General features: G+C 74.5%; 11 protein-coding genes. 7 read left to right on the top strand and 4 right to left on the bottom strand.

The window, feature by feature from the left end:
• The first annotated feature begins 144 nt into the window (after positions 1-144).
• The 4 genes from AC07AZ_RS35230 (at position 145) to AC07AZ_RS35245 (ending at position 19,041) form a co-directional block, all read left to right on the top strand.
• Complete coding sequence (locus tag AC07AZ_RS35230) at positions 145-14,445, top strand: SDR family NAD(P)-dependent oxidoreductase (RefSeq protein WP_478854825.1); 14,301 nt, start codon at positions 145-147, stop codon at positions 14,443-14,445.
• Positions 14,446-14,508: 63 nt separating this feature from the next.
• Positions 14,509-17,076: a thioester reductase domain-containing protein gene (locus AC07AZ_RS35235; protein WP_478854826.1), complete on the top strand. Its 2,568-nt coding sequence runs from the start codon at positions 14,509-14,511 to the stop codon at positions 17,074-17,076.
• On the top strand, positions 17,073-18,209 hold the full coding sequence (locus AC07AZ_RS35240; RefSeq protein WP_478854827.1) for an alpha/beta hydrolase: 1,137 nt from the start codon (positions 17,073-17,075) through the stop codon (positions 18,207-18,209). Before AC07AZ_RS35235 ends, AC07AZ_RS35240 begins: the two co-directional genes overlap by 4 nt.
• A 64-nt stretch (positions 18,210-18,273) precedes the next feature.
• Positions 18,274-19,041, top strand: a complete 768-nt coding sequence (locus AC07AZ_RS35245) for an alpha/beta fold hydrolase (RefSeq protein ID WP_478854828.1) — start codon at positions 18,274-18,276, stop codon at positions 19,039-19,041.
• A gap of 67 nt (positions 19,042-19,108) precedes the next feature.
• Here AC07AZ_RS35245 and AC07AZ_RS35250 read toward each other — a convergent pair whose 3' ends face one another.
• Positions 19,109-19,642 (bottom strand): DoxX family protein, encoded by a 534-nt coding sequence (locus AC07AZ_RS35250; protein WP_478854829.1) that lies wholly within the window; start codon positions 19,640-19,642, stop codon positions 19,109-19,111.
• 143 nt (positions 19,643-19,785) lie between these two features.
• A complete protein-coding gene (locus AC07AZ_RS35255; protein ID WP_478854830.1) occupies positions 19,786-20,478 on the bottom strand; it encodes a GAF and ANTAR domain-containing protein in 693 nt (230 codons plus the stop codon).
• A 430-nt stretch (positions 20,479-20,908) separates the two neighbouring features.
• Between AC07AZ_RS35255 and AC07AZ_RS35260 the strand changes: the two genes are divergently transcribed.
• From AC07AZ_RS35260 to AC07AZ_RS35270, 3 genes are all read left to right on the top strand, one after another.
• Entirely contained in the window at positions 20,909-22,972 is a 2,064-nt protein-coding gene (locus AC07AZ_RS35260) for a DUF1996 domain-containing protein (RefSeq protein ID WP_478854836.1), read from the top strand.
• A 182-nt stretch (positions 22,973-23,154) separates the two neighbouring features.
• A complete protein-coding gene (locus tag AC07AZ_RS35265) occupies positions 23,155-23,379 on the top strand; it encodes a hypothetical protein (RefSeq protein WP_478854831.1) in 225 nt (74 codons plus the stop codon).
• A 13-nt stretch (positions 23,380-23,392) separates the two neighbouring features.
• A complete protein-coding gene (locus tag AC07AZ_RS35270) occupies positions 23,393-24,583 on the top strand; it encodes a serine hydrolase domain-containing protein (protein ID WP_478854832.1) in 1,191 nt (396 codons plus the stop codon).
• A 69-nt stretch (positions 24,584-24,652) separates the two neighbouring features.
• Here the strand turns inward: AC07AZ_RS35270 and AC07AZ_RS35275 are convergent, their stop codons facing one another.
• Positions 24,653-25,318 (bottom strand): fasciclin domain-containing protein, encoded by a 666-nt coding sequence (locus AC07AZ_RS35275; protein WP_478854833.1) that lies wholly within the window; start codon positions 25,316-25,318, stop codon positions 24,653-24,655.
• A gap of 370 nt (positions 25,319-25,688) precedes the next feature.
• Complete coding sequence (locus AC07AZ_RS35280; RefSeq protein ID WP_478854834.1) at positions 25,689-26,096, bottom strand: hypothetical protein; 408 nt, start codon at positions 26,094-26,096, stop codon at positions 25,689-25,691.
• Positions 26,097-26,240 lie beyond the last annotated feature (144 nt).

The following is a 26,240-nucleotide window of genomic DNA, read 5'->3' on the forward strand; positions in this document are numbered from 1 at the left end:
CCGTCACGGCGCCCTGCGACGGTCGCGGCGCCCAGCGCCGTCGTGGCCCGATCGCGTCGTCCCACCGTATCCGCGCGCCCCGGCCGGGGTGGTCGCCCGGATCCCGCCCGCGCTCCGCCCGAGTTCACGAGGACACCTCTTCACATGCCTGCGAACGAGTCTCCGAAGCAGTTCCCCGCACCGTCCGTCACGACCTCGGAGGGCGTACGGGCCTGGCTGACGTCGGCCGTCGCCGAGGCGGCCGGACTCGATCCGGTGGCCGTCGGTGAGCACCGTCCGATCGCCGAACTCGGTCTGGGGTCACGCCAGTTGGTCACACTCGCCGCGAACCTGTCCGAGCACCTCGGACGCTCCCTCAACCCCGCTCTCGTCTTCGAGCACCCCACCATCGCCGAACTCGCCGAGGCGGTCCTCGACGACCGGCCCGGCAGCCTGGTGGCGGCCCGGCCGCAGCCCACGGACCGGTCCCCGCGGACCGGGGACGACATCGCGGTCATCTCCATGGCCTGCCGCTTCCCCGGCGGCGCCGACGACCCCGAGGCGCTCTGGCGGCTGCTCGCCGGGGGCACGGACGCCGTCACCGAAGCACCCGCGGGCCGCTGGAACACCGACCGGCTGCTCGACCCCGACCCGGAGACCGCGGGCACGGCGTACTCCCTGCGCGGCGGCTACCTCACCGGCATCGACCGCTTCGACGCGTCCTTCTTCGGCATCTCCCCGCGCGAGGCCGCCGCGATGGACCCGCAGCAGCGGCTCCTGCTGCAGACCACCTGGGAGGCGATCGAACGCGCCGGGATCGTCCCGGAGACCCTCAACGGCAGCTCCACCGGCGTCTACCTCGGCCTCTACGACAGCGGATACCTCGCCTCGGCCGCGCTGGACCAGCTCGACGGGCACGTCGGCACGGGGTCGGCGGCGAGCGTCGCCTCCGGGCGCATCGCCTACACCCTCGGCCTCCAGGGCCCCGCGGTGACCGTCGACACGGCCTGTTCGTCCTCCCTCGTCGCACTGCACCTGGCCGCCAGGTCGCTGGCGGACGGCGAGTGCGACCTCGCGCTGGCGGGCGGCGCGACGCTGCTGGTCACCCCGCGCGGGCACGTCGAGTTCAGCCGGCTGCGCGGGCTGTCGCCGTCGGGTCGGTGCAGCCCGTTCTCCGCCGACGCGGACGGTGTGGTGTGGGCCGAGGGCTGCGGCCTCGTGCTGCTGAAGCGGCTGGCGGACGCGCGCCGGGACGGCGACCGGGTCCTCGCGGTCGTCAAGGGCTCCGCGATCAACCAGGACGGCCGCAGCCAGGGGTTGAGCGCCCCCAACGGGCCCGCGCAGGAACGGGTGTTGCGCGCCGCGCTGGACGCGGCCGGGCTGACGCCCGGGGACCTGGACTACGTCGAGACCCACGGCACCGGCACCCCGCTCGGCGATCCCATCGAGGGGCGGGCGCTCGCGGCCGTGTTCGGACCGGGCCGGCCCGGCGAACGGCCGCTCGGCATCGGCTCGTTGAAGTCCAACCTCGGGCACACCCAGGCCGCCGCCGGCATCGGCGGTGTCATCAAGGCGGTCCTGGCCCTGCGCAACGAACTCCTGCCCGCGTCGCTGCACGCGGACACACTCACCGAGCACATCGACTGGGCGGGGAGCGGCCTGCGCGTCCTCGGCGAAGCCCAGGCGTGGCCGCGGGATGGTGACCGGGTGCGGCGGGCGGGTGTCAGCGCCTTCGGTATCAGCGGGACGAACGCGCACGTGGTGCTGGAGGAGGCACCGCCGGAGCCGGCGCGGGCGTCCGTGGGGGAGCAGCCGGTTCCGGGGGCGGCGCGGGCGTTCGTGGGGGAGCAGCCGAGTCCGGGGTCGGCCCCGGTTTCGACCGGCGCGCCCGGTGAGGAGGTGCCCCCGGCCGGGCCCTGCCTCTTCCCGCTCTCCGCCCGCAGCCCGCAGGCGTTGCGGGGACAGGCCGAGCGACTCCACCGCGCCCTCCTCGACCGGCCGGAGGCGCCACTGGGCGCCGTGGCGGCGACTCTGGCCCACCGGCGCACGCACTTCGAGCACCGCGCCGTCGTCCGGGCGGGCGACCGTGAGGAACTGCTCGGCGCCCTGCGCGCACTCGCCGACGGCCGGCCCGGCGGCGACGCGGTCGCCGGTCCCCAACAGGCCGTGCCGGGCGGCAAGGTGGCGTTCGTCTTCCCCGGACAGGGCTCCCAGTGGCCGGGCATGGCCCGCGACCTGCTCGACCGCGACCCGGTGTTCGCCGACGAACTCGACCGCTGCGACGCCGCGTTGCGCCCGTTCACCACCTGGTCGCCCGCGGCGGTCCTGCGTGGCGACGCCGGCGCTCCGTCCCTGGACCGGGTCGACGTGGTCCAGCCGGTGCTGTTCGCCGTGATGGTGTCCCTGGCCGCCGTGTGGCGAGCCCGGGGGGTCCGCCCCGACGCCGTCGTCGGGCACAGCCAGGGCGAGGTCGCCGCCGCCTGCGTCGCCGGTGCCCTGAGCCTCAACGACGCGGCCGCGGTCGTCGCCCTGCGCAGCCAGGCCCTGACCGAGCTGTCCGGCACCGGCGCCATGGCCGTCGTCGCCCTGCCGCACACCGAGGTCGAGAACCACCTCGCCGGGTACGACGGCCGGGTCAGCGTCGCCGCCGTCAACAGCGGGCGCGCCACGGTGGTCGCCGGCGAGGTGACGGCCGTGAGCGCCCTGCTCGCCGAACTGGAGGGGCGACAGGTGTTCGTCCGCCGCCTCGACGTCGACTACGCCTCCCACAGCGCCCAGGTGGAGCCGGTCCGCCGGACGATCCTCGGCGAACTCGACGGCGTCGTCACCTCCCCGACACCGGTCGCCTGGTACTCCACGGTGACCGGCGAGCCCGTCACCGGGGAACTCGACGCCGGCTACTGGTACGACAACCTGCGCGAGCCGGTCCGCTTCGCCCCCACCGTCGAGCGCATGACGGCCGACGGTTACCGGTACTTCGTCGAAGTGGGCCCGCACCCGTCCCTGCTCACCGCGCTGAGCACGGTCGCCGAGGACACCGGCCGTGACCTCGTCGCCGTCGGATCGCTGCGCCGCGACGAGGACGGGCCCGCCTGCCTGGACCGCGCCGCCGCCGAACTCCACGTCCACGGGAAGCCGGTGGACTGGCGCCGTCTGGTCCCCGACACCACGGCCGCCGACCTGCCGACGTACGCCTGGGACGCGCGCCGCCACTGGACCGAAGCCGCGCCCGCCACCGGCACCTCCGGCCTCCTGGACCGGGCTGCCCACCCGTTGCTCGGTATCCAGTTGCAGTCGGCGGACGAGACGCGCTGGACCTTCCGCGACGAGTGGTCCCCGGCCACCGCGGACTGGCTGGGGGACCACACGGTGTTCGGCCGGACCGTGGTGTCGGGCACCACGGTGATGGAGATGTGCCGCGCCGCGCTCGCCGTGGCCCGCCCGGACACCCCGGCCGACGTGAGCGACCTGCTCCTGCTCGCGCCGCTCACGCTGCCCGCCACCTCCACGGTCGAGGTGTCCGTGGAGGTGTCCGTGACCGGTCCCGCGACGGAGATCACCGTGTACAGCCGCCCGCGCGGCGACGAGGGCACCGGCTGGACCCTGCACGCCACCGCGTCGGCGGCCGAGCCGGCCGACGAGGACACCGGCCCGCCCCCGGTGTGGCCGCACACGGCCGCACCGGCCTGGAGCGAGGAGACGTACGAGCGACTTTCCGGCCTCGGCCTCGGCTACGGACCGGCCTTCCAGGGCGTACGGGACGCCGTCGCCGGGCAGGACGGCGCACTGCTCGCCCGGCTGTCCCTGCCGACGGCCGCCCGCGACGCGAGCGACCCCTACCCGCTCCACCCGGCGCTGCTGGACGCGGCACTTCAGGTGGCCGCCGCCTTCGACGCCTCCGACGGCCGGGTGCTGCTGCCCGTGTCGGTGGGCCGCTGCGTCCTCCCACCGGGCGGCGCGACCGACCTGACCGCGTCCGTGCGGCGGACCGGCGGATCCGGTACCGACCTGACGCTCGACGTGACGCTGTGGGACACCGACGGCTTCCCGGCCGGCCGACTGGAGGGCGTACGACTGCGGGCCGCCGACCCGGCCGACCTGGACGCCGGGTCGCAGAACGCCCGGCACCTGTACGAGATCGCCTGGACGGCGGTCACTCCCGGCCCACCGCAGGCCGCGGACACACGGTCGACCACGCCGACCGACCGGCCGGGCCCGCCCGACACGGACCAGCCATGGGCCCTGGTGGGCGACCCGTCGGACCGTCCCGACACGGACCAGCCATGGACCCTGGTGGGCGACCCGTCGGACCCGGACATCACCGCGGCCCTCCACGCCCTCACAGCGGCGGGAATCCGAGCGACCACCCGGAACACCGGCCCGCTGCTGGGCCTGCCGGGCCCGAACACCGGGCAAGGACCGGCCCCGCTGATCCCGCCCGGTGTGACGGCGGACGCGGGCGCCCAGCCGGGCGCCTCGGACCCGAACGCCGGGACGGGCGGCCCCGCCGCATCGGGCCCGTCCGGAGCGGCGGACGCGGGCCCGTGGACCGGCGGTGCGGGCTCCGGGGTTGTCGTGCGGTTCTGGCCGCGTCCCCAGCCCGGCGACGAACCGGCCACCGGTGCGGGCGCGTTGGCGGTCGCCGCTCTGGCCGAGGTGCGGGCGCTGCTCGCGCTGCCGGCCGGTGAGGCGCCCGCCCGGGTCGTGTGGGTGACCCGTGGGGCGGTCGCGGCGGCGGACGGGGACACCGTGCCCGGTCTCGCCCAGTCGGTACTGTGGGGGCTGGCCCGCAGCACCCGCACCGAGCACCCGGACCTCGGGCTCAGCCTCCTCGACCTCGACGGCTGCGACCCGTCGGCCGCCCTGGCGGCGGCCGTCACCCAGGTCGCCGAGCCCGAACTCGCGGTACGCGAAGGCAGGATGCTGGCGCCGAGGCTGGTGCGCGCCCGCACCGACGGAGTGCCCCCGACAGCGCCGGACGAGCGACGCGAGCAGGCCGCCACCCCGCAGGACGCGCACCCGCGCCCGCACCACGAGGCGCCCCGCACCACGCTTCCCACCGCGGGCACCGTTCTGATCACCGGCGGACTCGGCGCGGTCGGCCTTCATCTCGCCCGACTGCTGGCTGAAAACGGCGTCCCTCGACTGCTGTTGACGTCCCGTCAGGGACCGGACGATCCGCGCGCCGCCGGAGCGGTCGCCGAAGTCGCGGCCCTGGGGGCGGACGCCGAGGTGGTCGCCTGCGACGTGGCCGACGCGTCCGCCCTGGCGGGCGTACTCGCGGGCATCGGTGAGGAGGCGCCGTTGCGCGGAGTCGTGCACTGCGCCGGCGTCCTGGCCGACGGCGTGGTCGCCGAGCTGACCCCCGAACGACTCACGCGGGTGCTCCGCCCCAAGGTGGACGGCGCCGCCCATCTGCACCGGCTCACCGCCGACCTGCCCCTGGACCTCTTCCTGCTGGTCTCCTCGGCCGCCGGTGTCGTCGGCAACGCGGGCCAGGCGAACTACGCCGCGGCCAACGTCTTCCTCGACCAACTCGCCCACCACAGAAGGGCGCTGAGCCTGCCCGCCGTCTCCGTGGCCTTCGGCGCGTGGTCGGGCGGGGGCCTGGCCGCCGAGCACGCGGACCTCGACCGCATGGCCCGCCTCGGCCACCGCGCCCTCAGCCCCGACCAGGGCCGCGACCTCGTCCGGCTCGCCCTGCGGCGCGGCTCCCCGCACCTGGTCGCCTGGGCGCTCGATTTGCCCCGCCTGCGGGCCACCGCGGCCACCGCGGCCACCGGCGACAGCGGTACGGCGGCGTTGTGGCGGTCCCTGCTGCCCCCGCCCCCCGCCGGACAGGGCGCGGCACACCGCCTGGCGGACCGTCTCGTCCGGCTCCCGGAGCCCGAACGCGCCGAACGTGTCCTCGCCCTGGTCCGCGAGGAGGCCGCCCACGCCCTCGGTCTGCGCGCGGCGGACTCCGTCCCCGCCGACCAGCCGCTGCGCGACCTCGGCATGGACTCGGTGACGGCGGTCGACCTGCGCAACCGCATCGGCACCCGGATCGGCGCCAAGCTGCCCGCCACCCTGCTGTTCGACCACCCCACCCCGGCCCGGCTCGCCACCCACCTGCTGGTCACGGCCCTCGCGACCGGCGGCCCTACGACCGGACGGACCGCGCCCGGTCCACGCCCCGCCCGCCCGGCCACCGCGGCCGCCGACGAACCGGTGGCGCTGGTGGGGATGGCCTGCCGGCTGCCCGGCGGGGTCGACGATCCCGAGGGGCTGTGGCGCCTGGTCGCCGAGGGCCGGGACGCCGTCGGGCCCTTCCCGGCCGCCCGCTGGGACCTGGAGGCGCTCTACGATCCCGACCCCGACGCCCCCGGCAAGTCCTACGCCCGCGAGGGCGGCTTCCTCGACGACCTGGAGTGCTTCGACGCGGGATTCTTCGGGATCACCCCGAAGGAGGCCGCGGCCATGGACCCCCAGCAGCGGCTGCTGCTGGAAACGGCCTGGGAGTCGCTGGAGCGTGCCGGCCTCGTGCCCGCCGACCTCGCGGGCAGCACCACCGGCGTGTACGTCGGCATGTTCGGCAGCGACTACCTGTCCGGCATCCGGCTCGACCAGCTGGACGGCTACGTCGGCACCGGCCAGGCGCTCAGCGTGGCCTCCGGCCGGCTCGCCTACACCCTCGGCCTCACCGGCCCGGCCATGACCGTGGACACGGCCTGCTCCTCGTCCCTGGTGGCCGTCCACCTGGCGGCCCAGGCGCTGCGGGCGGGCGAGTGCGACCTGGCGCTGGCCGGCGGGGTGACACTGATGGTGACCCCGCAGACCTTCGTGGAGTTCAGCCGGCTGCGCGGCCTGTCCCCGACCGGCCGCTGCCGGTCCTTCTCGGACGACGCCGACGGCGCCATCTGGTCCGAGGGCGCCGGCATGGTCGTACTGAAGCGGCTCGCGGACGCCCGGCGTGACGGCGACGAGGTACTCGCCGTCCTGCGCGGCACCGCCGTCAACCAGGACGGCCGCAGCCAGGGCCTGTCCGCGCCCAACGGCCCCGCGCAGGAGCAAGTGATCCGGCGCGCGCTGGAGTTGTCCGGGCTGACGCCCGCCGACATCGACCACGTCGAGGCGCACGGGACGGGCACCACCCTGGGCGACCCGATCGAGGCCAACGCGCTCGCCGCGGTGTTCGGCGGCTCGCGCCCCCACGACCGCCCTCTGCGTCTGGGGTCCCTCAAGTCCAACATCGGCCACGCGCAGGCCGCTTCGGGCGTGACCGGACTGATCAAGGTGGTGCAGTCACTGCGCCACCGGAAGCTGCCGCGCACCCTGCACGCGGGCACCCCCAGCCGTCACGTGGACTGGGCGGACAGCGGGCTGAGTCTGCTGCGGGAACCGGCCGACTGGCCCGAGGGCGGACGGATTCGGCGGGCCGGCGTGAGCGCGTTCGGGATCAGCGGCACCAACGCGCACGTCGTCGTGGAGGAGGCCCCGGGAGCGGAGGCGGCACCCGCGGCGTCCCGGAAGGACGCGAGACCACTCCTGTTCACGGTGTCCGGGCGCGGCGAGGCGGCCTTCCGCGGCCAGGCCGCACGGCTGGCCGCGCACGTGCCGGAGGAGGCATCGCTGCCGGACCTGGCGTACACGCTGGCCCGGCACCGCAGCCACTTCGAGCTCCGGGCCGCCGTGGTGGCGGCCGGCCGGGACGAACTCCTCGACGGCCTGGAGGCGTTGGCGAGCGGACGGACAGCTCCGACGCCGCCCCGCGAGGAGCCGGCGGGCAAGGTGGCGTTCGTCTTCGCCGGTCACGGCGGTCAGTGGCCCGGCATGGCGCTGGACCTGATGGCCGGCTCCGACGCGTTCCGCGAGGAACTGGCCCGGATCGACGAGGCGGTGCTCCGGCAGGCCGGCTGGTCGGTGCTCACCGCGCTGCGGGCGCCGGAGGACGTCACGCCGCTCGCCCGAACCGAGTTCCTGCAACCGGTGCTGTTCGCCGTCAACGCGGCGCTGGCCGCCGCCTGGCGTGCCCTCGGCGTCACCCCCGACGCGGTGACCGGACACAGCCTGGGAGAGATCGCCGCCGCCTACACCGCGGGCGCCCTCACCCTGGAGGAGGCCGTCACCGTGGTGACCGGGCGTGCCCGTGCCGTCGTACCGCTGGAGAACAGGGGCGGCATGCTCGCCGTCGAACTGCCGCGTGCCGAGGCGGAGACGCTGCTGGCGCCGTACGCCGGCCGGCTGTTCGTCGCGGCCGTCAACAGCGCGCAGTCCACAGCGGTCTCCGGCGACACCGAGGCGCTGGACGCCCTGCGTGCCCACCTGGAGGAGCGGGGCGTCCCGGCCCGCCGGCTCTCGACCCCCTTCGCCTCGCACACCCCGCTCATGGAACCGCTCCGGGCGGACCTGCTCGACCGGCTGGCCGGGATCACCGGATCGGCCACCTCGACGCCGCTGTACTCGACCGTGCTGGCCGAGCCCGTCGCCGGGGAGCGGCTGGACGCCGGGTACTGGTTCGGCAACCTCAGCGAGCCCGTGCGCTTCGCCGACACCGTCCGGCGCCTGCTCGACGACGGCTACCGCACGTTCGTGGAGCTCAGCCCGCACCCCTCGCTCGGCCCGTCGATCGAGGCGGTGGCCGCCGAGGCCGGCGTCGACGTCGTGAGCGTGGCCTCGCTGCGCCGCCAACAGGGCGGTCAGGACGTCCTGCTGCGCGGACTGGGCGAGCTGTACGCGGCCGGTCACACCCCCGACTGGTCCGTCCTGTTCCCGGCGGGCCGCCGCACCGACCTGCCCACCTACGCCTTCGCCCGTGAACGCCACTGGATCACCCCCGACCCCCTCGCCCCGGCAGGCCACGGCTCGCCGCTCCTGGGCACCCATGTCGAGGCCAGCGACGAGTCCGACCGCCACCTCTTCCAGGTGGACCTCGACCTGCGCGACAGCCGCTTCGCGTATCTCACCGACCACCGGGTCACCGGCGAGGTCTGGCTGCCGGCCGCCGCGTTCCTCGACCTGGCCCTGGAGTCCGCGTCCGCACTGCTGGACGGTGATGACATACGGCTGTCCGACGTCCGGTTCGCGCAACCCCTGCGGCTGGACCCGGACACCCCCGTGCGACTGCAACTGGTCCTGCGACCCGCCGAGGACGGCCGGCGTGAGTTCACCGTCGCCTCGGCTCCGGCCGGCGAGCGGGGCGCGCCGTGGCAGCGGCACGTCAGCGGGCGGATGTCCGTCGGCACCGCCGATCCCGCCGCGGATCCCGTCGGCGACCCGGGTGAGGAACTCGCCCGGTTGCGTGCGTCCGCCGTGCAGGTGGTCGACCTGGCGCCCGTCTACGCCGGGCTCGCGGCCCTCGGCATCGACTACGGCCCCGCCTTCCGCGGACTCGAGGAGGGGCGCCGTACCGGCACGGAGGCGCTGGGCCGGCTGGCCGCACGGCCCGACGCCGGGCACCTGCTGCACCCGGCCGTCCTCGACGCGGCCTTCCACACCGCCGCCCTGCCCCAGGACGCTCCCGAGGGACGGGCGTTCGTGCCCGCGGCTGTGGGACGGCTGCGGTACACCGCCCTGCGGACCCCGCCGGTGTGGGTGACCTGCCGGCTGCGCTCGGTGGACGGCGACCGGGCGACGCTTGACCTGAGACTGTGGGACGAGCACGACCGACTCGTGCTGGAGGCCGAGGAGTTCGAGCTCGCCGCCCTCTCACCGCTGGACGGCGCACTCTTCGAGACCCGCTGGCAACCGCGGCCCGCCGCCAAGGAGCTTCCGGCGCACGGCACGTGGCTGATCGTCGCCGACGACGGCTCGGTGGCCGGCGACCTCACCGCGCGGCTGCGCGCCGCGTCCGTGCCGTACGTCGGCGTCCGTCGGGGGCGGGCGTTCGCCGCCGAGGGCGACGGACAGTACGTGCTCGATCCGGCCGATCCGCGGCAGTGGGCCCGGCTGTTCGACGAGGCGTTCCCGGACGGCCCGCCCCGCCGGGTCGTCCAGCTGTCGGCCCTGGACGCACCGCCGGTCACCGACACCGCGTCCGCCCGGGAGGCGGCCCGGCTGTGCTGCCTGAACACCCTGCACCTGGTCCGCGCCCTCACCGACCGTCCCGAGGGTCGACCGCCCCGCCTGTTCGTGGTGGTCAGGGGCAGCCAGGCCGCCGGCGGCAGCACCCGGGTGGCCCACCCCGAACAGGCCCTGGCCTGGGGCTTCGGGCTCGCTGTGGCGCAGGAGCACCCGGAGTTCAGCAGCACGCTGATCGACCTGCCGCCCACCGGCGGCGCCGAGGCACTGTGGACGCAACTGCGCCACGCCGACGACGAACGCCTGGTCGCGCTGCGCCCCGAGGGCCGTCTCGTCCCGCGCCTGACCCGCACCCGCCCGGACGACGCCGGCCACGGCCGCGTCACACCGGACGGCGTCCACCTGATCACGGGCGGACTCGGCGGCCTCGGCCGTGTCGCGGCCGAACGCCTGGTGCGTCGCGGGGCCCGCCGGCTGGCCCTGCTGAGCCGGGGCATCCCCACCCCCGACGCGGCGCGCTGGATCGCGGCACAGGAGGAGCGCGGGGTGAGCGTGCGCCTGGTGCGCGCCGACGTCGCCGACCGCGCCGGCCTGACGGCCGCACTGGACGCCGTACGGCAGGAAGCCGGCCCCATCACCACGGTCGTCCACGCGGCCGGCGTCCTCGACGACGCGACGGTGGCGAACCTGACCGACGAACGCGTCCTCAGCGTTCTCGCCCCCAAGGTCCTGGGCACCGCCCTGCTCACCGAACTCGTGCCGGAGGCCGAGGACTTGGTCCTGTTCGCGTCGGTGGCCGGACTCCTCGGCTCGGCCGGGCAGAGCCCGTACTCGGCGGCCAACGCCTTCCTGGACGCGTGGGCCCACCATCTCTCGCGCACCGGACGCCGGGCCCTGAGCCTGGACTGGGGCGCCTGGGCGGAGGTCGGCATGGTCGCGGCCTCCGGCGCCCGGGCCGACGAGACCGGCCGGTCGGGTCTGATCGCCTTCACCCCGCAGGAGGGCGGCGAACTCCTCGACCGGGTGATGGCGACCTCGCGCCGCCAGCTCGCCCCCGTCGCCCTGGACTGGGAACTTTTGGCCCTCGACCCGGACGCGGCCCGCACCCGCCCGATCCTGGCCGACCTCGTCACCGCCCCGGCGACCACCCCCGGCGCCGACGACCTGGTCAGGAAGATCCTCACCGCGCCGACGGACCGGGACCGCGCCGAGCGCCTCGAAGCGTACGTACGGGCCAGGGTCGGCGAGGTGTCCGGCGGCACCGCGGACGTGTCCCCGACCGCGGGCCTGAAGGAACTCGGCCTGGACTCCCTCATGTTGGTACGGCTGCGCAACGCCTTCGTGCGCGAGCTCGGCGTCGAACTTCCCGCCGCCGCCCTGTTCTCGGCCACCGACCTGCGCGGCCTCGCCCGCACCCTGGACCGCGCTCTGCCCGACCGCGACGCCGCCACCGCGCCCCCGGGGCAGCCGCGTCCCGTGGAGCGCGCCGCGCGGATACCCGACAGCACAGTCCTCCCCGCCACCCGCGATGTCGTACGGCTGCTGCGCAGCGCCCAGCCGGGTATGCCGGACGCGGCGCACGCCGTCGGCCTCGCCGTACGGCTCATGTCCGCGACCACCCACGACACGCTCACCGGCATCCTCGCCCGCCTCGCGGCACGGCACGCGGCCCTGCGCACCGCGATCGTCACCGGCCCGGAAGGCGGCCGACAGCTGCGCGTCCAGCGGGAGTTGACGCAGCCACTGCTGCGCTGGACACCGGTCACCACCGAGGCCGGACCCGACGCGGCCGAAGGGCTCCGACTGCTCCTCGAACCGCCCTTCGACCTGACCCGGCCGCCGCTGTGGCGCTTCGAACTGCTGGACGGCGGCGCACACGGCCAGACCCTGGTGTTCGGCGCCCACCACGCGGTGAGCGACCTGCAGTCCCTGCTGCTCGTGGCCGGGGAGATCGACGCAGAACTGTCCGGCACCCCGCTGGACGACACCATCAGCAACCGCGACCTCGACCTGCTCGTCGAGGCGCAGCAGACCAAGGGGGCGAGGCGGACCCGGGAGGACGCCGACGGCGCCGCCGAGTGGCGTCGTGCCTTCCACGGCAGCGCCCGCCTGGACCTCACGCTCGCCCGGCCGCGCCCGGCACACCGGTCCTACCGCGCGGGCAGCGTCACCGTCGCCCTGCCCGAAGGACTCATGGAACGCGTCTCGGCGGCCGCGAGCCGGCTCGCGGTCACACCCGCCGCGTTCTGCCTGGGCGCGCTGACCGTGCTGCTGGCCCGGCGCGCGGAGCGCGAACGCTTCGTGCTCGCCGTGCCGGTGGACACGCGCATGCACGCCGACGCCTTCGACGCGCTGGGCTTCTTCGGCGTACCGGTGCCGTTCCCGGCCGAGGCGCGGGCCGGCGAGCCGGTCGCGGAGGTGCTGCGCCGCACCGACAGCCGCCTCGCGAGGATCCTGGCGAAGGGCGCCGTGTTCTCCGACGTCCTGCCGACGCTGGCCCGGCAGGGACTGCACCGGCCGAACGCACCGCTGGTGGAGGTGTACTTCAACTACGTACGGTCGGCGTCCGGCCCCCTCACCCGGCTGGAGGTGCTGCCCGCCGGAACGGGCCACTCCGACCTCGACCTGATGATCACCATGACCCCGGACGCGGGGCGCGTCCGCCTCGACCACAGCCTCGACATCCTGGACGCGGAGACCGCCACCGCGCTGGGCGAGGACCTCGTACGGCTGCTGGACGAGACGGCCGACGACCCGGGGAGCCCGGTACACGTCAAGGGGACGGCGTCCGGGGCGACGGCGGACACCCCGTCCGCGCCGGCGGTCGGGAAGGCGCCGCCCGCGACCGACCGCGCGGCCGGCGCCGGTGCCGTCCCGCGGCCCCCACTCGCCCTCGCCGCCACCTTCGCGCTCGGCAACCTCCCCGCGCTGTACGCGGCGGCGGTCGACGAGGGCACCGGGGACGGCGGGACGACCACGATCACGGAAGCCCCATACCACCAGGTGCTCGCCGCGGTGCAGGACCCCTCCGGCGTCTTCGCCGACCCCGCCGTGGCGGCCGGCGTGGTGCTGGTGCGGGCGGCCGACCTCCAGCGTTTCGGTCCGGTGGACGACGCGCTGCTCGCCGAACTGCGCGACGCGTACCCGGCCGCGCTGCGCGCCCTGGCCGAGCGCACCCGCAAGCCGCTGATCGTCGGCTTCCTGCCCACCGCCCACCCCGAGGACCGCCTGACCCGCTGGGAGCGGGAGGTCGCCGGCGAACTCGCCGAACTCCCCGGCATCGCCGTGCTGCGGCCCGACGACTGGACACGCGACCACACCGTCGAAGAACGCTTCGACGAGCGGACCGAACGCCTGGCCCACCTGCCCTTCACCCCGCACTTCCAGGCGGCGGTGGCCCTGCGCCTGGCGGAGACCGTACGGGCGGTCCGGCGCCCCACGCCGAAGGTGATCGTGGTCGACGGCGACGAGACCCTGTGGGGCGGGGTCGCCGGAGAGACCGGGCCGCTCGCCGTCGACCTCTCCGGGCCGCGCGAACTGCTGGCCCGCAGGCTCCTGCGGTGGCGGGCGGCAGGCGTGCTGCTGGCCCTGGTCAGCAACAACGACGAGGACACGGTCCGCGCAGTTCTCGACCGCCCCGAGAGCCTGCTGAAGGCCGAGCACTTCAGCGTCCTGTCCGCCGCCTGGGAGCCCAAGCCGGTCCGGGTGGCCGATGCCGCACGCACCCTGAACCTGGGTCTCGACAGCTTCCTGTTCCTCGACGACAACCCGGCCGAGATCGCGAAGATGCGGTCGGCGCTGCCCCAGGTCCTGTCGGTGACCTGCCCTCCGGAGGCCGAACTCACCGCGTTCCTCGACCGGTTGTGGCCCCTGGTCCCGGCGGCGGCCACCGCCGAGGACGCCCTGCGGGCACGCTTCTACGAGCAGGAGCGGGAACGGGACGCCGTCCGCGACCAGGCCGGCTTCGAGGAGTTCCTCGACCAGCTCGACCTGCGCGTCGACTTGCGGGAGCTGTCGCCGGACGGAGCGGCGCGGGCCGAGCAACTCGTGCGCCGCACCAACCAGTTCACCCTGCGCGGCCGCTCGGCGGACGGCGGCGACCTCGCCCGGTGGCGTGAGCGGGGCGAGGTGTGGACGGCCGCGGCCCGGGACCGCTTCGGCGACTACGGCCAGATCGGCCTGCTCGCCGTCCGCGCGGAGGGCGACCGACTCGACGTACTGGCCTGGCTGATGAGCTGCCGAGCGCTCGGCCGGGGCGTCGAGGAACGCATGCTGGGCTGGCTCGCCGACCGGGCCGAGCAGCTGGGCTGCACCAAGATCCGGCTGACCGCCGAGCGCACCGCGCGCAACGCGCCGGCACGGCGTCTGCTGGCCGCCCTAGGCGGCGGCGAGCCGGACGACGAGCGACTGGAGGCGGTCGGCACGCCCGAGCACCTGCGGGCGTTCCGCTCCTGGCGGCAGCAGTGACCGGGCCGGCCACGACCCGGGGCAGCAATGACGAGAGGACCGCGTACAGCGTGAAGGGTTTCCATGCCTGAGACGAACGAGACCGCACCGGCACACGCCGGACAGCGGGAGACCGCCGAGGAGATCGAGCGGGGCGGCGGCGGACCGGGCGTGAGCGACCTGCTCGCCCGGGTCATGCGGTCCGCGGCCCGGCCCGATGACGGGGACGGCGACGGGGACGGGGACGTGGCGTCGGGTGAGGCGGACGCGAGTGCCGCCGTACGTCCGCCGGGGGGAGCGGAAGCGGTTGCCGCCGTCCTCCCGCCCGGCGGCCCCGGGACGGGCGCCCGACCCGATCCCGCCGTCGTCGCCGCGCCGGTCGCCGGCTCCCCCGTCCTGGATCTGGACGGCCTGGCCGCCGTCATCGCCACCACGGCCGGCCGCTTCCTGCCCGGCGGGCACCTGTCCGCGGACGCGGACTTCTTCGACGCCGGTGGGAGTTCGGTGAACGCGGTGGAGCTCGTCGCCACCCTGGAGGACGAGCTGGGCATGGAGGTCGACCTGGACGAGGTGTTCGCCGACGCCCGCCCGCGCAGCCTCGCCCGGCGCTGGCTGGAGGCCACCGGGGGAGCACCGGTCCCCACCCCGGCGCCCCCGGCGGTCACGGCGGCCCCCGCGGCCCCGGCGATACCCGCGGCCCGGGCGACCGGCACCCCGGACCCGGCCGCCACCAGCACCATGCCGGCCGCCACCCCGATGCCGGCCGCCACCACCGATGTCGCCCGGTACTCCACCGCCGGCCTCCCCCCGTACTCCACCGCCCGCCGCGAGGACCTGGACCAGATCCTGGCCGACCTCGCGCTCGCCGACCGGTTGCCCTTCACCGGCTCGCCCGAGCCCCTGCCTCCGCGCCGCGTCCTGCTGACCGGCGCGACCGGTTTCCTCGGCAGCCACATGCTTCTCGACCTGCTGCGGCACAGCGACGCGCACGTGTACTGCCTGGTGCGCGGGTCGGACGAGGCGGCGGCCACGGCCCGGCTCGCCGAGGCCCTCACGGGCTACGAGCTGCCCTGGTCCTCGGAGGTGCGGCGGCGCGTCACGGTGCTGGCCGGCGACATCCGCCGTCCGCGTCTCGGGCTGTCCGACGAGCTGTGGCACACGCTGGCCCATGAGCTGGACAGTGTCGTGGGCGTGGCGGCGGCCGTGGACTTCCTGCGCGGTTACCACTCGCTGCGCTCCAGCAACGTCCTCGGCGCGCTGACCCTGGCCGAACTGGCGTCGGCCGGGCGTCCGAAGCCCCTGCACCACATCTCCTCGATCGCCGTCTTCAACGAGGTCGGCATCACCTCCATGGGCGAGGACGACCCGCTGGCCCACGTCGACCGCCTGATAGCGGGCTACGACCAGACGAAGTGGGCCGCCGAGGTCGCCCTGCGCCGCGCCCGCGACCACGGCCTGGTCGTCACCGCCCTGCGGCCGGGCGGCATCGGCGGCCACACCCGGACCGGCGCGCACAACCCCCAGGACCTCAGCAGCGGCCTGATCTCGGCGTTCGGCCGCTTCCGCACGGTACCGGCGTTCCGGCATCTCAACGCGGCGCCCGTGGACTGGGTGAGCCGCGCCGCCGTCGGCGTGATCTGCGCCCCCGACGCCTGGGGCTTCGACTACAACCTGACCGGTGTGCCGAACACCCTCGACGACGTCGTGGCGGACATGGCACTCGGCGGCATGCACGTCCGTGTGCACGGCTGGGAGGAGTGGCGGGCCGACGCGCTGGCCCGCCTCCAGGCCGACCCGATCCCCGAACTCGCCTTTCTGGAGCGGGTGTTGCAGAACCCTGCGGCGCTGAAGCTGTGCGAGGCGACCCTCACGGGGCCCGCGGCCGGCATGGACCGCACGGCCGCGGTCACCGCCGCCCTCGGCCTCGCGCCCGCGGCCCGCTACGACGCCAGGGCGCAGCTCCGGACGTTCGAGAAGCTCGCCCGCGACGGCCTGGCCCGCCTCCCGCACAGGGACGACCAGCCCTACCTGTGGTTCTCCGAGACCACCGAGGGCAGTGTCCGCCCCATCGGCACCACCGCCCGCGCCACCGACTGCTCGATGGAGCTGACGCTCTCCATCGCGAGCATGCACCAACTCGTCACGGAGCGGCGGGTCGATGCGCACGGCCGGCTCGGCTGTACGGCGCTCCACCCCGAGCCGCTGACCGTGGAACGCGGCGACGTGTGGGTCCGCCCGGACGAGGGCATCCCCCAGCAACACGGCATGCGTCATCAACTTCTGCGCTACCGGCTCCAGTTGACCGACGTGGACGGCGGCCGCTGGTGGCTGGAGGGCCGTAAGTACGCCCGCGCCCGCCGTGATGTGTGGCGCCAGACCCGGGCGTTGAGCGTCGAGATCGGGCGCGAGGGCGAGGCGGCGAGCCTGGCGGGCGAGGTCGTCGTCCCCGCGGAGTCCTACGTCCGTGACCAGATCGACGGCATCAGGGTCGACCCGCGTCTGACCGGCCGCGAGAAGCGCGCCGCCAAACTGACCTGGCTCGCCTGGTTCGGCCTGGAGATGGGCCGCGGCCTGCTCGGTCCCTTCGCCCGGGCCGCCGCCGACCTGCTCGACCTGCGCCGCACCCAGACCCCCACGGAGCACAACCGATGATCATCAAGGCGAACACCAGGACCCGGCCGGCCCTGCGCCGCACCCGCACCGGCACGACGCCGCGCCCGCTGCGCCACCGTCTGCACCCGGCGGTCGTCGAGGAGATCCCGCTGCACGCGGGGGACGGCGTGCGGCTGGGCCTGACCCGCGTCGACAGCGGTGAGCGGGACCGTCCGGCCGTCCTGCTGCTGCACGGCCACACCGCCTCCGCCGACATGTTCCTGCTGCCGGAGACCCGCAACCTCGTCGACGTCCTGCTCGACGACGGCTACGAGCCGTGGCTGCTGGACTGGCGGGGCAGTTGCCGGCTGCCCTACAACGAGACCGGCGGGAGGTACACCTACGACGACGTCGCCCTGTACGACATCCCGGCGGCCGTCGCCCACATCCGCGCCCGCATCGGCGCCGACCGCCCCCTGTTCGTCGTCGCCCACTGCATCGGCTCGCTCACCCTGTCGCTGAGCATGACGGCGGGCCTGGTGCCGGGCCTCGCGGGTGTCGTGTCGCAGGGCGTGTTCCTCACCCCGAAACTCGCCGGCCGCACCTCGCTGCGCATGACGCTGGCCGGGGAACTGCTGAAGTCCCGCATCGACCACATCCCCGTCGACTTCCGCAAGGTCGGCCTGTGGTCGAAGTACACCCCGCTCTTCGCGCTGGCGTCCCGCAAGGCGGACTGTCCCGACCCGACCTGCCAGATCCTGCACAACTCCGCCTGGGGCACGGGCGCTTCGCTCTTCGCGCACGAGAACCTCACCGACACCACCCACGACCGGCTCGCGGAACTCCTCGGGCCCGCCCCGCTGTGGATCCTGCCGCACCTGCGCCGCATCGAGCTGGCCCGCACCGTGGTCCGCTGGCACGACACCGACCAGCGCTACCGCGCCCTGCCGCCCAACGCGCTGGACGCGGCCGGCCGCATCGACACGCCGGTCCTGCTGCTGGCCGGCAGCGAGAACGGGCTGTGGCTGGACTCCCAGAAGCTGTGCAAGGACGTGCTGGCCCACCGGCAGCCCCAACTCGACGTGACCTACACGGAGATCCCCGGCTACGGCCACCTCGACACGTTCATCGGCCGGGGCGCCGCCCTCGACGTGTTCGGTCACATCCTCGGCTTCCTGGGCTCGCGACGGTGACGCCGGCCTGGGCGGACAGCTACCGTACTGGCCAGTAACCGCAAATGCAGGAGGGGACACCGGCATGCCGCAGCTCGAGGTCGACGGCGCCACACTGACGTACGACGACGAGGGGCCGCGCGACGACGCCGGTGTGCCCCTGGTCTTCGTCCACGGCTGGACGGCGAACCGGCACCGCTGGGACCACCAGCTGGCGCACTTCTCGCGGGAACGGCGGGTCATCCGCCTCGACCTGCGCGGGCACGGGGACAGCAGCGGGGCGGGCGTCCGCACGGTGGCGGAGCTGGCGGGGGACGTCCTCGCCCTGCTCGACCATCTGAAGGTCGACCGGTTCGTCGTCGTCGGCCACTCGATGGGCGGGATGATCGCGCAGACCATCGCGCTGGCCCACCCCGAGCGCGTCGAGCGGATGGTGCTCGTCAACTCCATCGGCCGTATGACCTACAGCCGGGGGAGGGGTCTGCTGATGGCGGCGTCGACCCTCGTGCCGTTCAGGCTCTTCGTCGCCACCAACATCCAGCGGGCCTTCGCCCCCGGCTACCCGCGCGAGGAGATCCGCTCCTACGTCCGGGCCTCCGCGTCCCTGCCGCGGGAGGTCGTGATGACGCTGTACGGCGCCATGCGGGCCTTCGACGTCCTCGACCGGGTCGGCGAGATCCGCACTCCCACCCTGCTGGTGCACGGCTACCACGACATCCAGCTGCCCGTCTCGCAGATGCTGCGGATGGCGAAGGACTATCCGGACGCGGTGATCCGTATCATCGACGCCGGCCACGAACTCCCCGTGGAGAAGCCCGCGGAGCTGACCGAGGCACTCGCCCGCTTCGTCTGAGCGGCCGTACGGCGGCCACCGCCCGCGTCCGGACGGTCTGCCGGCGCCCGCCGGCAGACCGCGCGCCTCAGACCGGCAGCTTGGCCCGGAGGCCGGCGGCCGCCGCCGCGGGGCGCCCGGCGGCGCGCACGGAGCGCCGGATCAGCCGCGCGTCCCGCTCCAGGTCCCGCACGGTGTGGCGGCCGCGCCACACCAGCGACGGCCGGCCGGCGGTGTCGTCGGCGGCGATCAGCAGTCCGCCGAGCATCGACAGGTTCTTGAGGAAGTGGATGCGCTGCTGGGCCCGGTCGGAGGGGTCCTCCGCCTCCCAGAAGCGGTGCCCGGCCAGGGTGGTCGGCACCAGGGTGGCGGCGATGGCCAGGGCGGCCGAGCGGGGCATGCGGCCCAGACCCAGCAGGACACCGGCCGCCACCTGCACGGCACCGTTGAGCCGCACGATCTGTTCGGTGCGGTCCGGCAGCGCCGAGACACGCTCGGTCACCGGCCGTACGACGGGTTCGGCGGCCGGGGCCACCGACTTCGGGTCGCGGAGGGAGGCCAGCCCGCCGACGACGAAAATCGACGCGAGCATGGGTCGGCCGGCCACGCGCAAGAGACTCATGAGGTGCTCCAATGGTGTGGGCATGCGGTGGTCACCGAGTCCCCACCCCGCACCGGCTCATTCGTCGTCGTCCACCCACCGGCCCATTCGCCGTCGGCCACGGACCGGTCCGATCTCCGGCCGGCCCCGACCGGCGGACGGGCTCACTGCCCCGGGCTGCCGGTCTCGCAGACCCGGCGGGCGATGTCGCGCAGCTTGGTGTTCGTCGCCTGGGAGTGCTTGCGCAGGACGTCGAAGGCCTGCTCCTGCGTGATGTGGTGGCGGCCCATGAGGATGCCCATGGCCTCGCCGATGGTGTGCCGCGTGGCGATGGCCTCCCGCATCTGCGCCTCGTTGCGGGCGCCGGCGAGGGCCACCGCGGCATGGGAGGCCAGCAGCCACCCGGCGGTCTCAGTGGCGTCGGTGAAGACGCCGGCCTCGCGCGAGTAGACGTTCAGGGCCCCCAGCTCCTCCTCCTCGGTGTAGAGCAGGAACCCCATCATGCTGCCCACCCCGAGGTCGCGGGCGCGCGGCACATAGGCGGGCCAGCGTTCGGAGGGCTCGGCGAAGGAGTGGACACGGAACACCCGCTCGTCGTTCTCGGGCCGGGCCACGTCGAAGCAGGGCCCCTCCTGCAGCTCTTCCTGGAGCCGGTCGCTGTCGACCACCAGCTGCTCCGTCGGCGCGTAGGACCGGACCTGGCCGCCGGACAGGACGAGGATCCCCGCCGCGTCGCAGTCCTCCACCAGCTCCACCGCCGCGGCCGTGGTGGCCTCCAGGGTGGCGTTCACGCTCTCCTGCGCCAGAAGATCCCGGGCCATGGAAGCCATCTTCTGCGCGAACACGAGCCAGTCCACCGGTCCTCCTCACACAGAGTCCTGCCCACCCTGGCACATCGGGGGTGGACGCGCCGCTTTCCGCACGTTGACGGGACGGGAGACGCGACGGCCCGACGGCCCGGGCGGAACGGCGGCTGCGACGTCCGCGCCGAGGGGCTTGCGACCGCCGCCGCGGCGAGTACGGTGGCGGACCGGAACCACGCCGCCCCGGCCGACGGCGAGCACCGGGACCCCTGCCCGTGCGACCACCGTGACCTGCCGCGTCGGACGTTTCCTACGAGGTTCCTGAGAATTTCCGGGTCGGTTGAACACAACGACTCATCTCCTCGTATCTGACGGGGGCTTGCTATGCCCGGCCGGTCGAGACGCGCGGGAGTATTTCGTGGGACGCAACAAGCGCAGACGCCCAACAGGCGCACGACGAGCGAGCTTCGCAGCGGTGGCACTGATGCTGGGCGGCGGCGGACTCGTGGCGGCGAACGTGTACGCCTCCGCCACCGAGGACTCGGGGCCCGAGAGCTCACCCGTCTCGGCGGCGGCCACGATCGACTGCCCCGACGTCGGGGACCGGCTGACCACCGTCCCGGACGAGGCCCGGGAGGAGGTCGACAAGGAACTGGCCGTTCTGGACGGGCAGATAGCCGCGGCCTACCAGCGGCTCCAGGACCCGGCGCGGGCGGGCGAGAAGGACCGCGCCGACGTCGACAGCGGAATCATGAACCCGCTCAAGGAGGACCGGGCCGCCACGATCGGGCGCATCGCGTCCGCCATCGAGCGGGTGGGCGACCGTCCGCAGGGCATCGACGACCTGGCACCCTGCACCCTGCGCGAGGCCCCGGAGCAGACGGGCGTCGGCCAGAACGGCGGCGACCAGGCGGGCCAGGACCAGGGCGGTCAGCAGGCGGGCGACGGCGGCCAGGACCAGGGCGGTCAGCAGGCGGGCAACGGGGGTCAGGCGGGCAACGGCCCGGTCGCCGCCGACTACGCCGACATCACCTCCGTCCAGCCCGACGCGCAGGCAGCGAGCCCGCAGTCGGACGCGTCGACCGGCACCTTCACCACCCGCTGCGGGGTGAACGCGAACGGCCTGTTCAACTCGGACAACGTCATCGTCGCCCCCGGCGTGGGCAACGGTGCCCACCACTTCCACGACTACGTGGGCAACCAGGCCAACAACGCCTTCGCCAGCGACGACGACCTGGCCAAGGGCGACACGAGCTGTGAGGACAAGGGCGACCGGTCGACGTACTACTGGCCGGTCCTGCGCCTGCAGAACGGCACACAGGAGAAGGACGCCGGTGCCCCGGGCGGCGGCACCGAGGGCAACGCGGGTGAGATCGTGACGCCCAAGGACGTCACGCTCACGTTCGTGGGCAGTCCGCGCAGCAAGGTGACGGCGATGCCGCGGCTGCTGCGGATCATCACCGGCGACGCCAAGGCGTTCGTCAACGGCACGGCCAACGCCAACGCGTCCTGGAGCTGCACCGGGTTCGAGGACCGCCAGCTGAAGGACAAGTACCCGCTGTGCCCGCAGGGCAGTGACGTGGTGCGCACCTTCAAGTTCCAGAGCTGCTGGGACGGCCGCAACATCGACAGCGCCAACCACCGTACCCACGTGGCGTTCGCCCAGGCCGACGGCGCCTGCCCGGCCGGCTTCCAGGCCATCCCGCAGCTGTCGCAGCGCATCGTCTACGACGTCGACGCGCCGAGCCTCCAGGACGGCGGCAAAACCACTCCGCTGTTCGCGGTGGACTCCTTCCCCGAACAGCTGCACAAGCCCGTCACCGACCACGGCGACTTCATCAACGTCTTCGACGAGGACCTGATGGGGAAGCTGGTCGACTGCATCAACCAGGGCCGCACGTGCGGTGCGGGCGCGGAGCAGGAGCCCGGCGGCAACGGCAACGGCAATGGCGACGAGCCGACGGCCACGCCCGAGCCCCCGGCCGGCGGGAACGACAGCGCGGATCCCGGTACCCCCGGTGACGACGCGTCCTCCCAGCCCCCGGCCGCGACGCCGACCTCCGGCGGCGGCAACGCCTCCAGCGGGTCGGACGGCTCCAACGGATCCGGCGACGGCAAGGGCGACGAAAACGGCAACGGGTCGGGCAACGGGTCCGGCAACGGGTCGGGCAACGGCAGTGGCGCCGGCGGTTCCGGTGGCTCCAAGGGGTCCGGCGGGTCCGGTGACTCCGGTAGCTCCGCTGGCGACGAACCGAAGGTCTACACGACGTCGGCGTCCACCCACCGCGCCGCGCCTTCTGCGGACGCCCCCTCAGCGCCCTCCGCCCCCTCGGACAACACCTCGGACGACCTCGCCGGCGGTCAGCCGAGCGCCGCTGTCACCTCGTCGAGCGAGGTCGGCGCCCAGGCCGCCGCGCAGACGCAACCCCAGGCGAACCGGGGCGGGCTCGCCGAGACCGGCGCCCAGCTGTGGCCGGCGGCGGCCGGCGCGGTGCTCCTGGTCTGCGGCTTCCTGCTGCTGAGGCGCACCCGGCGCGGCGGGATGTGACACCTGTTCGTCCCTTGCGACGACCGGCGGCCGGCCCCCTGCACGGGGCCGGCCGCCGGTCGTTCGTGTGCCGTGCGCGCGGGCGGATCGGCGCGGAGGGATTCACGCGAACGGCCCTCTCATCAGGACGTGGCCGCGGGGGTGCGATGTGCTGGAGGCATCGCCACCAAGGGAGTCGCCTCGTGTACGAGATGTGCGTAGGTCCGCAGACAGGAAGCGCCGAGCTGGTGTGGCACGTGGTGGCGCGGCAGGGATCCGGCAGTCTCTGTGGGATCGAGCTGTCCGCACACGGACCGGGCTCGGACGAGACGAACCGCCACTGTCTGCCCTGTATGACCCGCTTCCAGCAGCTCCTGGACGCCGCGGACAGGAACCAGGCCGTTGTTGCCCGCTCCTCCGGGACCTGACCCAGGAGTGCTGGTGCCTCTACCCCCCGCAGTACCCCGTCGTACCCGGCGGCACCCGCGGCTGCGCACCGTGTTCGCCGGCGCGGCCGCCTGTCTGGCGGCGCTGGCCCCCGCCGTGACCGGCACGGCGGCCACCGCCGCCGTCGGCACGGACGACTCCGCGCTGCAACGGCAGCTCGACCGGCTCGTGCGCGAGTCCGGCGGCCCGCCGGGAGTGATCGCCGTCCTGCGGAGCGACAAGGACACCCGGGTCCTGCGTGCCGGGGTCGCCGACCTCGCGACGGGCCGGGCACCGCGTGCGGATGACCACATGCGGATCGCGAGCACGGCCAAGGCGTTCAGCGGCGCGGTCGCGCTGAGCCTGGTCGACCGGGGCGCCCTGGGCCTGGACGACACACTGCGCCGGCGGCTCCCCCGACTGCCCGCAGCCTGGGGCTCGGTGACGCTGCGTCAGTTACTCCGCCACACCAGCGGCCTACCGGACTTCAGCAGCGACGCCGGGTTCCGCGCGGTGGTCACGGCCGACCCGCGGCATCACTTCGACTCCCGCCGTCTGCTCGACTACGTCGCCGACGAACCGCTGCGGTTCACACCGGGCAGCGAGTACGAGTACTCCAACTCCGACAACATCGCCGTCGCCCTGATGGCCGAAGCGGTCACCCATAAGTCGTACGAACGGCTCCTGAGCGAGCTGGTCTACGGGCCGCTGGGCCTGCGCGCGACCAGCCTGCCGCAGGGCTACCGCATGCCGGAGCCCTACCTGCACGGCTACGACATGAGCGATCCCGCGGCCCCCGAGGACGTCAGCGAGATCCTCAGCGCCTCCGGTGTCTGGGCGTCCGGGGGCATCGTCTCCACCCCGGCCGACATGACCCGGTTCGTACGGGGCTACGCCGGAGGCGCACTGTACGGCGAGGGCGTCCTGCGCGAGCAGCGGCGGTGGATCGCCGGCGCGTCCGAACCGGCCGGCCCGGGCCGCAACACCGCCGGACTGGGCATCTTCCGCTACGCGACCCGGTGCGGCGTCGTGCTCGGCCATACCGGCAACTTCCCGGGATACACCCAGTTGGTGGCCGCGACCCCGGACGGCCGGCGTTCGCTGACGTTCTCCATCACCCGGCAGACCAACGCGTCCCTCGACGCGGCCCGGCTGGAGCGACTGCGTGTCGTCCAGGAGAACTTCGTCTGCGCCCTCCTGCGCTGAGCCCCAACCGCCGTCCACGGCACAGGCATTCCCCGCACGCCGGCGCACGGCGTGCGGGGAGTCGTCCGTTCAGGCGGTCGGCATCAGGACGGTGTCGATGATGTAGACGTTGGCGTTCGCGGTCCTGACGTCGCCGCAGACGACCTTGGCGGTGTCGTTGACGGTGTACGACTCGCCGGAACCCGCCGTGGTCAGCCTGGACTTCTCCAGGGTGGCGAAGGAACCGTCGGTCAGCTCGGCGGGCGTGAGCTTCCGGCCCACGACGTGGTAGGTGAGGATCTTGGTGAGCTGGGCCTTGTCGTTGAGGACCTTGTCCAGGGTGGCCTTGGGGATCTTCGCGAAGGCGTCGTTGGTGGGGGCGAACACCGTGATGTTCTCGGCGTTGTTGAGGGTGTCGACCAGGCCGGCCTTCTTCACGGCGGTGACCAGTGTGGACAGGGCGGGGTTGTTGGAGGCGGCGGTGGCGACCGGGTCTTTGGCCATGCCGTCGAAGGAGCCGGCGCCCCTCTTCGGCACCCCGGAACAGGCCGGGCCGAACGGCTCGTCCGCCGGGCCGGCGCTGCCGCCCGCACCGGCCATGCTGTCGTCGGCGGCGCTCGTGGACGCACTCGTGGACGCCGTGGCGGAGTCCGGGGAGGCCGAGTCGCTGCCGTTGTCGGAACAGGCGCTGAGCGCCAGCGGGAGCACGGCCGCGGCGGCCACGGTCAGGGCCACACGGCGGATGCGGGTGTTCATGGGAGTTCTCCTGCTGCTGAGGGGTGCGGCGAGCGCTGCACGTGCACGGAAAGGGACGGAAAGCGGCTCGAGAGAGGAATGCCGAGCCGGAGAACGGACGCCGGCGACCGCGCCGAAAACCGTCGGGTCAGGGTGGGGCGCATCGGGAGCGCCCGCTGCCCGAACCCTCGCTTTTCGCGCTTCCTTCGCTTCGTCCGTCACACCGGGAATCCGGTCCTGACGGCCTGCCGGATTGGGTCGGTCACCCGATCGGGGGAAGTTCTCTCCGAGACCAATCCGGGCGGGAAGCCGCGACGGATCACACCGTCCGAAAGCCGGGGCCGCGCGACCGCGACCTCGGCCTTCCGTGTCCCGTGCCGTACCCGGCGACTCAGCGCGCCCGCGCCTCGCCCGGCCGGGTCCGGCGGAACGCCCAGGGCACGCGTGGTTCCACGGCGAAGCGGAAGACCCGGCGCACGGGCGGGGCGCACAACACCGTCACGACCGTGGCGGCGACGACGGTGACGGCGATCTCCCCCGACGGGCCGTGCAGCCACGCATGCTCGTACACGTGCCAGTGGTTGACGCTCTGGACGACGAAACCGTGCAGCAGGTAGCCGTACAGCGTGCCCGAGCCCAGCACGGTGAACCACGTCCGCCGGCCGGGCACCAGCGCGAGGAAACAGGTGACGAGGACGGCTGAGCACCCGAAGAGGGCGAGGGTCGTCGCGGGCCCGGCCCAGGGGGCCGCCCCGAGTTCCTCGGCGCTGTCGCGGTGGAAGAGCCAGCCGTAGTTCACGCGCGGCGCGGCCCAGTAGGCGAGGACGCAGGCACCCGCGAGGACCGGCAGTGGGGGGGGGGGGGGGGGGGGGGGGGGGGGGGGGGGGGGGGGGGGGGGGGGGGGGGGGGGGGGGGGGGGGGGGGGGGGGGGGGGGGGGGGGGG

The sequence above is a fragment of the Streptomyces sp. NPDC043878 genome, assembly GCF_056435735.1.

Bases quoted from the DNA above. Each gene is read 5' to 3' on its own strand.
- AC07AZ_RS35230 (WP_478854825.1), top strand. From the start codon at position 145: ATGCCTGCGAACGAGTCTCCGAAGCAGTTCCCCGCACCGTCCGTCACG.
- AC07AZ_RS35235 (WP_478854826.1), top strand. From the start codon at position 14,509: ATGCCTGAGACGAACGAGACCGCACCGGCACACGCCGGACAGCGGGAG.
- AC07AZ_RS35240 (WP_478854827.1), top strand. From the start codon at position 17,073: ATGATCATCAAGGCGAACACCAGGACCCGGCCGGCCCTGCGCCGCACC.
- AC07AZ_RS35245 (WP_478854828.1), top strand. From the start codon at position 18,274: ATGCCGCAGCTCGAGGTCGACGGCGCCACACTGACGTACGACGACGAG.
- AC07AZ_RS35250 (WP_478854829.1), bottom strand. From the start codon at position 19,642: ATGAGTCTCTTGCGCGTGGCCGGCCGACCCATGCTCGCGTCGATTTTC.
- AC07AZ_RS35260 (WP_478854836.1), top strand. From the start codon at position 20,909: ATGCTGGGCGGCGGCGGACTCGTGGCGGCGAACGTGTACGCCTCCGCC.
- AC07AZ_RS35275 (WP_478854833.1), bottom strand. From the start codon at position 25,318: ATGAACACCCGCATCCGCCGTGTGGCCCTGACCGTGGCCGCCGCGGCC.